13 protein-coding genes are annotated in these 11,391 nt (G+C 61.9%); 9 read left to right on the top strand and 4 right to left on the bottom strand.

Annotation, left to right across the window (positions count from 1 at the left end):
- The first annotated feature begins 2 nt into the window (after nt 1-2).
- From tsaD to AC58NV_RS15130, 6 genes are all read left to right on the top strand, one after another.
- Nucleotides 3-1,100 (top strand): tRNA (adenosine(37)-N6)-threonylcarbamoyltransferase complex transferase subunit TsaD, encoded by a 1,098-nt coding sequence (gene tsaD, locus AC58NV_RS15105; RefSeq protein ID WP_497227855.1) that lies wholly within the window; start codon nt 3-5, stop codon nt 1,098-1,100.
- Nucleotides 1,097-2,059: an NAD(P)H-dependent glycerol-3-phosphate dehydrogenase gene (locus AC58NV_RS15110; RefSeq protein WP_497227856.1), complete on the top strand. Its 963-nt coding sequence runs from the start codon at nt 1,097-1,099 to the stop codon at nt 2,057-2,059. The genes tsaD and AC58NV_RS15110 overlap by 4 nt, the downstream gene beginning before the upstream one ends.
- Before the next feature lies 1 nt (nt 2,060).
- Nucleotides 2,061-2,333: a YciI family protein gene (locus AC58NV_RS15115; RefSeq protein WP_019295350.1), complete on the top strand. Its 273-nt coding sequence runs from the start codon at nt 2,061-2,063 to the stop codon at nt 2,331-2,333.
- The gene (locus AC58NV_RS15120) at nt 2,333-2,755 is read left to right on the top strand and encodes an EVE domain-containing protein (RefSeq protein WP_497227857.1); all 423 of its coding nucleotides are present in this window, start codon (nt 2,333-2,335) and stop codon (nt 2,753-2,755) included. The genes AC58NV_RS15115 and AC58NV_RS15120 overlap by 1 nt, the downstream gene beginning before the upstream one ends.
- Nucleotides 2,756-2,801: 46 nt before the next feature.
- A complete protein-coding gene (locus AC58NV_RS15125; RefSeq protein WP_497227858.1) occupies nt 2,802-3,197 on the top strand; it encodes a DUF1761 domain-containing protein in 396 nt (131 codons plus the stop codon).
- A gap of 398 nt (nt 3,198-3,595) precedes the next feature.
- Nucleotides 3,596-3,868 carry a DUF4242 domain-containing protein gene (locus tag AC58NV_RS15130; protein ID WP_497227859.1) on the top strand — a complete coding sequence of 91 codons (273 nt, stop codon included), beginning with the start codon at nt 3,596-3,598 and terminating at the stop codon, nt 3,866-3,868.
- Between the two features lie 67 nt (nt 3,869-3,935).
- Here AC58NV_RS15130 and ahcY read toward each other — a convergent pair whose 3' ends face one another.
- Both ahcY and AC58NV_RS15140 read right to left on the bottom strand, forming a co-directional pair.
- Nucleotides 3,936-5,324, bottom strand: a complete 1,389-nt coding sequence (ahcY, locus tag AC58NV_RS15135) for an adenosylhomocysteinase (RefSeq protein ID WP_497227860.1) — start codon at nt 5,322-5,324, stop codon at nt 3,936-3,938.
- A gap of 151 nt (nt 5,325-5,475) precedes the next feature.
- Entirely contained in the window at nt 5,476-5,790 is a 315-nt protein-coding gene (locus AC58NV_RS15140; protein WP_174145191.1) for a hypothetical protein, read from the bottom strand.
- Nucleotides 5,791-6,021: 231 nt separating this feature from the next.
- On the opposite strand from AC58NV_RS15140, the gene AC58NV_RS15145 reads away from it, so the two are divergent.
- Nucleotides 6,022-6,618 carry an HD domain-containing protein gene (locus tag AC58NV_RS15145; protein WP_366660374.1) on the top strand — a complete coding sequence of 199 codons (597 nt, stop codon included), beginning with the start codon at nt 6,022-6,024 and terminating at the stop codon, nt 6,616-6,618.
- 351 nt (nt 6,619-6,969) lie between these two features.
- On the opposite strand, the gene AC58NV_RS15150 is transcribed toward AC58NV_RS15145, so the two are convergent.
- Entirely contained in the window at nt 6,970-7,524 is a 555-nt protein-coding gene (locus AC58NV_RS15150; protein ID WP_222476806.1) for an ActR/PrrA/RegA family redox response regulator transcription factor, read from the bottom strand.
- Nucleotides 7,525-7,603: 79 nt separating this feature from the next.
- Nucleotides 7,604-8,224, bottom strand: coding sequence for an SCO family protein (locus AC58NV_RS15155; RefSeq protein WP_497227861.1), 621 nt, complete (start codon nt 8,222-8,224; stop codon nt 7,604-7,606).
- A gap of 117 nt (nt 8,225-8,341) precedes the next feature.
- On the opposite strand from AC58NV_RS15155, the gene regB reads away from it, so the two are divergent.
- Together regB and AC58NV_RS15165 are read left to right on the top strand one after the other, a co-directional pair.
- A complete protein-coding gene (regB, locus tag AC58NV_RS15160; protein WP_366660380.1) occupies nt 8,342-9,736 on the top strand; it encodes a sensor histidine kinase RegB in 1,395 nt (464 codons plus the stop codon).
- Nucleotides 9,737-9,825: 89 nt separating this feature from the next.
- Nucleotides 9,826-11,373, top strand: a complete 1,548-nt coding sequence (locus AC58NV_RS15165) for a PAS-domain containing protein (RefSeq protein WP_497227862.1) — start codon at nt 9,826-9,828, stop codon at nt 11,371-11,373.
- The last annotated feature ends 18 nt before the right edge of the window (nt 11,374-11,391 follow it).

Here is an 11,391-nt window from a genome sequence, read left to right on the forward strand (position 1 = left end):
CTATGACGAAGACCCTGACAATTCTGGGGCTGGAGAGCAGCTGCGACGACACCGCCGCCGCCGTGGTGCGGCAGGCTGCGGATGCGCGGCCCGAGGTTCTGTCCTCGGTTGTCTTTGGCCAGACCGAGCTGCACAGCGCCTTTGGCGGCGTGGTGCCGGAAATTGCGGCGCGCGCCCATGCCGAAAAGCTGGACATCTGCGTGCGCGATGCGCTGGCAGATGCCGGGCTGAGCCTGAAGGACATGGATGCGGTGGCCGTCACGGCCGGACCGGGGCTGATCGGCGGCGTGATGTCCGGCGTGATGTGCGCCAAGGGGATCGCTGCGGCGACCGGCCTGCCGCTCATTGGCGTGAACCATCTGGCGGGCCATGCGCTGACGCCGCGGCTGACGGACGGGATCACCTATCCCTATCTGATGCTGCTGGTTTCCGGCGGCCACTGCCAGTACCTGCTGGTGCGCGGTCCGGAGGACTTCACCCGGCTGGGCGGCACAATTGACGACGCGCCGGGCGAGGCCTTTGACAAGACCGCCCGCTTGCTGGGGCTGCCGCAACCGGGCGGGCCGTCGGTGCAGGCTGAGGCGGAACAGGGTGATCCCAAGCGGTTCCGCTTCCCGCGGCCCTTGCTGGACCGGTCGGACTGTAATCTGTCTTTCTCCGGCCTGAAGACCGCTCTGATGCGGATGCGGGATCAGATCGCAGCAGAGAAAGGCGGCCTGACCCGTCAGGACCGAGCCGACCTGTGTGCGGGGTTTCAGGCTGCTGTGGTTGATACCCTGGCGGAAAAAACCCGCCGTGCGATCCGCCTGTATCTGGAGGAACGGCCGGAGCAGCCGGCCATTGCCGTGGCCGGCGGTGTGGCGGCAAATACAGCTATCCGCGCCGCGCTGGAGACGGTCTGCGCAGAAGCAGGCGCTGCCTTTACCGCTCCGCCGCTGCGGCTGTGCACGGACAATGCCGCGATGATCGCCTATGCCGGGCTGGAGCGGTTCAAGGCGGGTGCGCGTGACGGGCTGGATCTGACCGCCCGCCCCCGCTGGCCGCTGGACAAGAGCAGCCCGGCATTGATCGGATCCGGCCGCAAGGGAGCCAAAGCATGAGCATTTCGGTACTGGGATCGGGCGCCTTTGGCACCGCCCTGGCAATTTCGCTGGCCGGCAACGGGCCGGTGACCCTGTGGGCGCGCAACGCGATGAAGGCCCAGGCGATGCAGGACAGCCGCCGCAACGGCACCCGTCTGCCCGGTGTGGAACTGCCGGAAAACCTCACTGTCACCGCGGATATTGCTGAGGCCTGCCAGTCCGAAGTCTTGCTGCTGGCGGTGCCAATGCAGACGCTGCGCGGTGTGCTGGAGGAGTACGGCCCGCATCTGGCAGGAAAAACGCTTGTTGCCTGCTGCAAGGGAATTGAGCTGGACAGCGGGCTTGGCCCGGTGGCCGTTATCCGCGAGGTTTTGCCGGAAGTGCAGGCCGCGCTGCTGACAGGGCCAAGCTTTGCGGCGGATATTGCAAGAGGCCTGCCAACTGCGCTGACTTTGGCCTGCGGCGATGCGGAGCTGTGCAAGAAACTGCAGGAGCAGCTGACCACAGCCAACCTGCGCCTTTACCGGACCACCGACACTATCGGCGCGGAAATCGGCGGTGCCCTGAAGAACGTGATGGCAATTGCCTGCGGAGCCGTGATTGGCGCCGGGCTCGGCGACAGCGCCCGAGCGGCGCTGATGACCCGGGGCTACGCGGAGATGCAGCGCATGGCTCTGGCTTGCGGTGCCAAGGCGGAAACCCTGGGCGGGCTTTCGGGGTTCGGCGATCTAGCGCTCACCTGCACATCTGACCTGTCCCGCAATTACCGGCTGGGCCTGTCCATCGGCCGCGGAGAGGAATTTGACCCCAGCATCACGGTGGAAGGGGCAGCCACCGCGCGGGCCGTGGCAGAGCAGGCCCAGCGGATGGCCTTGGATATGCCAGTCACGCTCACGGTAACCAATTTGGTAGATCAGCGCTTGACGATCGGCGAGGCAGCGGCACATTTGCTTAAAAGACCGTTAAAAGAGGAATAAAATGCTCATCGCATTGATCGCCCGCGACAAACCCGGCCATTTGCAGACCCGGCTGGACAACCGTGACGCCCATCTGGCCTATATCAACGACACCGGCGCCGTGGCCCAAGCCGGCCCGCTCCTGGATCAGGATGGCAATATGGCCGGCTCTCTGGTTATTCTGGACGTCGAAGACATGGCAGCGGGTGAAGCCTGGGCGGCAAATGACCCCTACAACAAGGCCGGCCTGTTTGAAGCTGTCGAATTGATCACCTGGAAAAAGGTCATCGGCTGATGCGTTACTGGCTGTTCAAATCCGAACCCTCCACCTGGAGCTGGGATGGCCAGGTTGCCAAAGGGGATGCGGGGGAGGAATGGGACGGCGTGCGCAACTACCAGGCGCGCAACTTCATGCGCGAGATGAAGATTGGCGACCGCGGCTTTTTCTATCATTCGCAGAAAGAGAAATCCGTGGTCGGCATCGTTGAGGTCTGCGCCGAGTCGCATCCCGACAGCACCACCGAGGACGACCGCTGGGAGTGCGTCGACATCAAGGCGGTGCGCCCCTTCGCCAAGCCGGTGAGCCTGGATAAGATCAAAGCCGACCCGCGGCTCGAAGAGATGGTTCTGGTGAAGAATTCCCGCCTGTCCGTCCAGCCGGTGAGCGAGGCAGAATGGGCCGCTATTTGCGCCTTGGGGGAGACAGATCCCAGCTGATCTGCCAATCTGCTCTCAAGTGGTTGAAACCATTGAGGAGAGCATCATGGGATTTTTAAGCGTGATTGTAGCGGCTGCGGCCGCGTTTGCCCTCGGCGCCGCGTATTACGGCGCCCTGGCCAAGCCCTGGGTCGAGGCATCTGGCGTCGAGTGCGACGAGACCGGAAAACCGAAGGGCGGGCAAAGCCCGATGATCTTTGCCATGGCCTTTGTGCTGCAGCTGATCGTCGTTGGCATGATGCGCCATGTGTTCAGCCTGTCAGGCATCGAAACCCTGGGCGCCGGCCTGGTCGGCGGCGCCGGCATCGGCCTGTTCTTCATCAGCCCCTGGATTGCGCTCAACAACATGTACGGAATGCGGCCGGTGAAACTGACGCTGATTGATAGCGGCTATGCGACGCTGGCCTGCGCGGCGGCCGGACTGGTGCTGACGCTGTTTTGAACTGACACGGATCTGAAATGAAAAAGGGAAGGACCTGAGGACAATCAGGACCTTCCCTTCCACCCCGCGTGCTCCACTATCCACCACACGCGTATGAAAATCTGGTTCCTGGCCGTCCTGGCCGGTTACTTAGGTATATGCCGCCCAGCGCCGATTCCGCAAAACAATAACCCGGACAATGCGAGCTAAATCGGAAGAGATGTGAATCGTGCGGGAAGACTTCATCTTCAGGCAAAGGACCAGAGCGGCAACTGTGGCTCCATAACTGCACTCCTCGGCAACAGCTCCAGCCCCTTTGACTGTGCCGTCCCCAGCTGCTCGCTGCCGGAACGCATGCCTTTCCGGGGCACAGACCTATATCGAGGCCTGCGTACCAGTGACAAGGAGGAGGTTATCCCATGCAAAGGTTTCTCATCGAACGGGAAATCCCGAAGGTTGGCAGCATGAGCGGTGAAGAACTTGGCGGTGCGGCACGCACCTCCAATGACGCGCTGGCCAAACTGGCTCCGCGTGTCCAATGGCAGCATTCCTACGTTGCCGGCGACAAGACATTCTGCATTTATCTGGCCGACTCCGAAGAGGCGATACACGAACATTCGAAACTGAGCGGCTTTCCGGCCAGCAAGATAACAAGGATCGAAACAATCATCGACCCCACCACTGGCAACTGACCAGAACCGCCAAACAAAAAGCGCCGCCAGATCTCTCTGACGGCGCTTCGTTTGATACTGCCACAGCTTAGTAGCGGTAGTGTTCCGGCTTGAACGGGCCTTCCGGCTTGACGCCGATATAGGCGGCCTGTTCGGCGCTCAGCTGGGTCAATTTGACACCGATACGGCCCAGGTGCAGGCGAGCAACTTTCTCGTCCAGGTGTTTGGGCAGGATGTAGACGTCGTTGTTGTAATGAACGCCGCGGGTCCACAGTTCGATCTGGGCCAGCACCTGGTTGGTGAAGGAAGCCGACATCACAAAGGACGGGTGGCCGGTGGCGTTGCCGAGGTTCAGCAGGCGGCCTTCGGAGAGCAGGATGATACGGTTGCCCGAGGGCATCTCGATCATGTCGACCTGGTCCTTGATGTTGGTCCACTTGTGGTTGCGCAGGCTGGCAACCTGGATCTCATTGTCGAAGTGGCCGATGTTGCCGACAATCGCCATGTCCTTCATCTCGCGCATGTGCTCGATGCGGATCACATCTTTGTTGCCGGTGGTGGTGATGAAGATATCGGCGGAGGACACGACGTCCTCCAGCAGCACCACTTCAAAACCGTCCATCGCAGCCTGCAGGGCGCAGATCGGGTCGGCCTCGGTGATTTTCACCCGCGCGCCGGCACCGCGCAGCGACGCGGCAGAGCCCTTGCCCACGTCGCCATAGCCGCAGACCACGGCAACCTTGCCGGCCATCATGGTGTCGGTGGCGCGGCGGATGCCGTCGACCAGCGATTCCTTGCAGCCGTATTTGTTGTCGAACTTCGACTTGGTGACCGAGTCGTTCACGTTGATCGCCGGGAACGGCAGCTGGCCGTTCTTCTGCAGGTCATACAGACGGTGGACGCCGGTGGTGGTTTCCTCGGATACGCCCAGGATCGCATCGCGGGTCTTGGTGAACCAGCCCGGGGAGGCTTCCATGCGCTTCATGATCTGCGCCTTGATGACCGCTTCCTCTTCGGACTGCGGCACCGGGATGATGTCCTCGCCCGCTTCGGCGCGGGCGCCCAGAAGCACATAAAGGGTGGCGTCGCCGCCATCATCCAGGATCAGGTTCGCGCCCTCGGGGAACATGAAGGATTTGTCGAGGTAATCCCAATGCTCTTCCAGGGTCTGGCCCTTGATCGCAAAGACCGGGATCCCGGCTTCGGCAATTGCTGCGGCGGCGTGGTCCTGGGTCGAAAAGATGTTGCACGACGCCCAGCGCACGTCGGCGCCCAGTGCCACCAGCGTTTCGATCAGAACCGCGGTCTGGATGGTCATGTGCAGCGAGCCGACGATGCGCGCGCCCTTCAGCGGTTTGCTTTCGCCGTATTCCTCGCGCAGCGCCATCAGGCCCGGCATTTCGGTTTCGGCGATGTCCAGCTCTTTGCGGCCAAAGCCTGCCAGCGCGATGTCCTTGACGATATAATCCCCGGCCATAGTCTGCTCCATTCCGGTTACGAGTACACTTGCAGCAGGGCCTAGCACTGCATTTGTTGATATTCAACGAAGATACCCGCAACCGGAGCCGGATGGCTCAGGCTTTTCATCAAGTGTCAGGCTGTAGGGGAAGCCCGTCAGGCAGCCAAATTCAGCTTGGCGTGCCCGGGTCCGGCGCTTTTTCCGCGATGTGGAAGAAGGAGGATCCGGTTGCGACAACGCAGCTGATCCCGTTTGCATGTGTGACCAGAACCGTAAAAGTGCCGGTTTCATCCGACGACCAGACCTCTATCACTGTCGCTTCGGTGCGGCTTTTCTGCAATCCGCCGGCGGTCAGCCGCTCGGAATATCCGCTTTCCAGCTTTTGCGTCATCACCTCGCGGTCGCCGCAGCTGGCAGCCAGAGCTGGCGGCGCTGTCGCTGCCATGCCGAACAACAGGGAAAGACCAAGTAGACGCTTGAACATGACAAACTCCTTTCTGTTGCGTGTCACGTCGCAAAAGGGGTTTGCCGCAGGGAGGGGGCGGTGCCCCTTGTATACCTATAATATTGGTTCGGGACGCACCTTTTTCAAACTCACGCGGCATAAACTGCCCGTTTTCATCCGTGTTCGCGCAAACACCGCCAAAGGCTGCAGGCATTGCCCGGCCCGCGCGCAGCAGGTAGTCAGAGAGTGAATAGAGCGACAGGAATACCCATGCCCGCCAAACCCGCCCGCGCCTGGCAGCGAATGCTGTCCGGCCGCCGCTTGGACCTGCTGGATCCGACTCCCGTGGATATCGAGATCGAGGATATTGCCCACGGACTGGCCTTTGTGGCGCGCTGGAACGGCCAGACGATGGGGGATTTTGCCTATTCGGTGGCAGAGCATTCGCTGCTGGTTGAGGATATTTTCACCCGGATGCAGCCCAAGGCGCCGGTCAAATGGCGGCTGGCGGCGCTGCTGCACGATGCGCCGGAATATGTGATCGGCGACATGATTTCCCCTGTGAAGGCCGCGGTGGGTCCCGGCTACGGCGATCTGGATCAGCGGCTGACAGCGGCCATCCACTTGCGGTTCGGGCTGCCGGCGGCGCTGCCCAAGACGGTCAAGGCGCAGATCAAGCGGGCAGACAAGGTCAGCGCCTGGATGGAAGCGGTGCAGATCGCGGGGTTTTCAGAGAAAGAGGCAAGCAGGTTCTTTGGCCGTCCGAATGCAGAGATTGCCGATGGCCTGCACATCCGCCTGCGCCCGCCGGTCGAAGTGCGGCAGGATTTCATTGCCCGGCACCAGGCGCTTTTGCAGCAGATGTGACGCTTGTCAGACCTGACGACGGGTTCTGCCCGGCCAGGACCGCTGCCCTGCCGGTGTTTCCAATCGTTATCCTGCTGCCTGTCCTGCTAATATGGGTTAGCAAGTGAAGGATGGCGGCGCCGCCAGGGAGGCGGAGGCGGGACGGGAGTTTCCTCCCGCACGCGAAACGTCGTCTGTGCGCGCCCGTGCCAATGGGCCCTGTTCCTGGATGCCGGGGGTGTCAGGCCCGGCGGTGACCGCGATCAGTTGGGACTATGCCGCACGCCGCTTAAGATCCCGTGAGACCTGCGTACGCCGGGTGCGCAACACCCTGCTGGCGCCGGACGCTGCCCCGAGCCTGAGTTGAAACGCTCAGCGCGGGCTGCGCTTGGCCAGGATCCGCTGCAGGGTGCGGCGGTGCATGTTCAGCCGGCGGGCGGTTTCCGAGACATTGCGGTCGCAAAGCTCATAGATCCGCTGGATATGCTCCCAGCGCACCCGGTCAGCGCTCATCGGGTTTTCCGGTGGCGGCGGCAGCTCATCTCCGGTGGACAGCAGCGCATTCATGATGTCGGTGGCATCTGCCGGCTTGGACAGGTAATCGGTTGCGCCGATCTTCACCGCTGCAACGGCGGTGGCGATAGCGCCATAGCCGGTCAGCACCACAACCCGGCTGTCCGGGCGTTTTTCGCGCAGCACTTCCACCACGTCCAGGCCGTTGCCATCCTCCAGCCGCAGATCAACCACTGCATAGGCAGGCGGGCGGGCGGTTGCGATGGCGCTGCCAGCGGCGACGGATCCCGCGGTCTCCACCTCAAAGCCGCGTTTCTCCATTGCCTTGGCAAGGCGCCGCAGAAACGGCTCGTCATCATCGACCAGCAGCAGTGTCTTGTCGGGTCCAATATCCTGCAAAGCAGTTTCGGCCATGCCCGGTCCTCCGCGCAGTTTTATCTATTGACGCAAGAATATGTCCGGGCAGGGGAAAAGGTCAAACAGCTATCCTGCTTCAGATTTTCCCGACAAAACAGGCGGTCTTTTCGGCCATCTGCTCTGCCGATTCATCGCGGCGGAAGAACTCCACAAACCCTTCTTCCGGCAGCACCAGGTAAGAGAAGGTGGAGTGGTCGACCAGGTAGTAGTCCTCATCCCCGTCGTTTTTCCTGAAATAGGTCTTGTAGGCCATGCTGGCGGCCTTCACCTGCTCCAGCGAGCCGGTCAGCCCGATCATCTTCTCGTGCAGGTTGGCGGCGAAATCACCAACGGCTTCAGGGGTATCGCGGTCCGGGTCGATGGAGATGAACACCGGCGTCACGCTGATGCCGCGTTCTGCCAGAACGTCGATGGCATCCGCATTGCGGGCTGCATCCATCGGGCAGACATCCGGGCAGAAGGTGTAGCCGAAATAGACAATCGAAGGTTCGGTGATCACGTCCTTGTCGGTGACCGTCTCACCATTTGCGTTGACCAGTTCGAACGGCCCGCCGATGGTGTCCGCCCCGCCTGCGATCTGGCTGCTCCGGCACTGCGCGAATTTGTCACCCCCGTTGCCCCCGCGGGTCAGGAACCAGGCACCGCCCACCAGGGCGGCGACAAAAGCAACAGCTAAAAGAGCATAGACGCGGGTCATGGGATCACACTTTTCGTCAAGGAAGGGTTGTTGATCGTTTGCGGCGCCAGACCTATCAAGAATTGCAGCCGATGCAACTGGTGCACGGCGTCACATCTGCGGGAGCACCGGATCCGAATGAGCGATCGCCTTTTCAAGCTGCCGAGCAGCCACGATCACAGCCATTGGGTCCGGTTGCGGACGCTGATCCTGTTGCGCTGGGTCGCCATTGCCGGCCAGATCACGGCCATTGCGGTGGCGCAGCACCGGTTTAACCTGCAGCTGGAATTGGGCCTTTGCTACCTGGCCATCGGTATTTCCGCGGCTGGCAACCTGATTGCCATCTTCGCCTTTCCGGAAAACAAGCGCCTCAGCGAGTTCGAAAACTTCCTGATGGTGCTGTTCGACCTGCTGCAGCTTGCCTTTCTCGTCTATCTGACCGGCGGGTTGAACAATCCTTTTGCCCTGCTCGTATTGGGACCTGTAACGATTTCCGCTGCGGTGATGGGCCTGCGCTCCACCCTGATCATCGGCGCGACAGCCATCATCCTGGTCACCCTGATGGCAGAGTTCCACCTGCCGCTGCGGACCGAGCAGGGATTCATCCTGCGGATCCCGGATGTCTTCATCTTCGGCAACTGGATTGCCATCGTTATCGCCATCCTGTTCATCGGCGCCTATTCCTTCCGGGTCAGCAACGAAATGCGGCTGATGTCCGATGCGCTGAGCGCCACCCAGCTGGCGTTGTCCCGTGAACAGAAGCTGACCGATCTGGGCGGCGTGGTGGCAGCGGCAGCGCATGAGCTTGGCACACCGCTGGCCACCATCAAGCTGACCAGCGCCGAGCTGATCGAGGAACTGGACGACCGCCCCGACCTGCGCGAGGATGCCGCGCTGATCCGCGAACAGGCCGACCGCTGCCGGGACATCCTGCGCAGCATGGGCCGGGCCGGAAAAGACGATCTGCACCTGCGCCAGGCGCCGTTTTCCACGCTGGTGACAGAAGCTGCAGAGCCGCATATGCACCGGGGCAAGGCGGTTCTTTATCACGAGGAACCGTTGGAAGGCGGCGATTACCAGCAGCCTACAGTGCTGCGCAAGCCGGAGATCATCCACGGGCTGCGCAACCTGGTCCAGAATGCGGTCGATTTTTCCCAATCCACGGTCTGGATCGATGCTGCCTGGGACAATGAGCGGATCGTCCTGCGGATCAGCGACGACGGACAGGGGTTTCCGCCGCATCTTCTGGGCCGTATCGGCGACCCGTTTGTGCGCCGCCGCCGGGGAGAAAAGGAAATGAAGCAGCGTCCGGAGTATGAAGGCATGGGTCTGGGCCTGTTCATCGCAAAGACCCTGCTGCAGCGCACCGGCGCGCAGCTGAGGTTTGCCAATGGCTCAGACCCCCACCAGACCCTGATTCCCGGCATTGAGCGGCAAGGCGCCATTGTCGAGGTCGCCTGGCCGCGCAGGGAAATTGACGCCATGGCCGCAGGAGGCCCTGTTACCGGCAAAAATTTACCTTTAGAAATTTAACTATTCACTTTTGGGAAACCAATTAAACTTCATTTAACCATTTTTGGGGAACCATGCGGCTAAACGAGAGCTGAACTAGGCAGGATGACATGCAGGATTTCGCGTCGATTGAATGGTTTGTACTGGCCGCACTATGCGCTGCCACAGCTGCCGCCGCAGTCTGGTGGCTGTCGCCCTCCCCGCGCCGCAACGGCATGGAGCATGACCTGCTGGCCGCCGACGGCCGCACCGATGCCGTGTTTCTGTTTGATGAAAGCAGCTTGATCGGCTGGTCCTCCGGCGCCCGCAAGTTCATCGGCGACCAGGCGGAGAACTTCGACTGGAGCATGCTGCGCGACCAGCTGGCCCGCAGCTACCCCGGCCTGCCGCAATCGCCGGGCTTTCTCAAGGATGTGGGGCCGCTGGTGCTGTCCGGCACCGCCGCTGCCGAAAGCCGTGAAGCGCATTGCGAATGGATCGACGGTGTGACCCGCGTTCAACTGCGCCGCAGCACCTTGGAAGAACAGAATAAATCCCTGGACCAGGAGCTGACCACCCTGCGCGCTGCCGTGCACCAGGCGCCTTATCCCGTCTGGCTGCAGTCGGAGGAGGGCAATGTCACATGGTCCAACCTCGCCTATGATAACTTGAGCCAGAAGATCCGCGGCCGCAGCGCAGATTTTGCTGACCCCCTGTTCACCGATCTCCACGACCCGATGACCAGCGGCAAACCGGAGCGGATCCATATTCCGCTGCCGGATAGCGGCAAGAAGCTGTGGTACAACGTCTCGACCACCGAAACCGAGGCCGGCTGGCTGTGCCATGCCGTGGACGTGAATGCGGTGGTGGACGCCGAGGTCGCCCAGCGCAATTTTGTGCAGACCCTGGCCAAGACCTTTGCCCAGCTGTCGATCGGCCTCGCAATCTTTGACCGCAACCGACAGCTGGTGCTGTTCAACCCGGTGCTGATCGACTTGACCGCACTGCCTGCGAATTTCCTCAGCTCGCGGCCCAACCTGCTGACCTTCTTCGACCGGCTGCGCGACCAGCGGATGATGCCGGAACCCAAGAGCTATTCCAGCTGGCGCCACCAGATGGCCGACCTTCTGGAAGCTGCCGCCGAGGGCCGGTACCAGGAAACCTGGTCGCTGCCGTCGGGCTCTGTCTACAAGGTGTCGGGCCGGCCGCATCCGGATGGCGCCATCGCCTTCCTGTTCGAGGATATCACCGCCGAGGTCACCCTTACCCGCCAGTTCCGCTCTGAGCTGGAGATGGGCCAGTCGATCCTGGACCAGATGGACGAGGCCATTGCGGTTTTCGCAAATGACGGCAGCATGAGCTTTTCCAACAGCGCGTATGACAGCCTTTGGCGGGTGGATCCGGACTCCAGCTTTGCCAAAGTGTCGATCATGGACGCCAGCCGGATCTGGCAGGACACTTGCGCTCCGACCCCGGTCTGGGGTGAGATCCGCGACTTCGTGGCAGGCTGCGAAGGGCGCGAAGCCTGGTGGTCCAGCGTTAAGCTGCGCGACGGCACAGGAATGGTCTGCAAGGTATCCGCGATCCAGAACGGCGCCACAATGGTCAGCTTCCGGAAACCGGAAACCGCCGCCCTGCCGGCAAGCCAGGAACGCTTCGCCGCCAACACGCAAGGCTGACGCTGGAAACCGGCTTGC

This window comes from Leisingera sp. ANG49 (assembly GCF_059694505.1).

Bases quoted from the DNA above. Each gene is read 5' to 3' on its own strand.
- AC58NV_RS15125 (WP_497227858.1), top strand. From the start codon at position 2,802: ATGGGATTTTTAAGCGTGATTGTAGCGGCTGCGGCCGCGTTTGCCCTC.
- AC58NV_RS15140 (WP_174145191.1), bottom strand. From the start codon at position 5,790: ATGTTCAAGCGTCTACTTGGTCTTTCCCTGTTGTTCGGCATGGCAGCG.
- AC58NV_RS15155 (WP_497227861.1), bottom strand. From the start codon at position 8,224: ATGACCCGCGTCTATGCTCTTTTAGCTGTTGCTTTTGTCGCCGCCCTG.
- AC58NV_RS15145 (WP_366660374.1), top strand. From the start codon at position 6,022: ATGCCCGCCAAACCCGCCCGCGCCTGGCAGCGAATGCTGTCCGGCCGC.
- AC58NV_RS15115 (WP_019295350.1), top strand. From the start codon at position 2,061: ATGCTCATCGCATTGATCGCCCGCGACAAACCCGGCCATTTGCAGACC.
- AC58NV_RS15130 (WP_497227859.1), top strand. From the start codon at position 3,596: ATGCAAAGGTTTCTCATCGAACGGGAAATCCCGAAGGTTGGCAGCATG.
- AC58NV_RS15165 (WP_497227862.1), top strand. From the start codon at position 9,826: ATGCAGGATTTCGCGTCGATTGAATGGTTTGTACTGGCCGCACTATGC.
- AC58NV_RS15120 (WP_497227857.1), top strand. From the start codon at position 2,333: ATGCGTTACTGGCTGTTCAAATCCGAACCCTCCACCTGGAGCTGGGAT.
- regB (WP_366660380.1), top strand. From the start codon at position 8,342: ATGAGCGATCGCCTTTTCAAGCTGCCGAGCAGCCACGATCACAGCCAT.
- ahcY (WP_497227860.1), bottom strand. From the start codon at position 5,324: ATGGCCGGGGATTATATCGTCAAGGACATCGCGCTGGCAGGCTTTGGC.
- tsaD (WP_497227855.1), top strand. From the start codon at position 3: ATGACGAAGACCCTGACAATTCTGGGGCTGGAGAGCAGCTGCGACGAC.
- AC58NV_RS15150 (WP_222476806.1), bottom strand. From the start codon at position 7,524: ATGGCCGAAACTGCTTTGCAGGATATTGGACCCGACAAGACACTGCTG.
- AC58NV_RS15110 (WP_497227856.1), top strand. From the start codon at position 1,097: ATGAGCATTTCGGTACTGGGATCGGGCGCCTTTGGCACCGCCCTGGCA.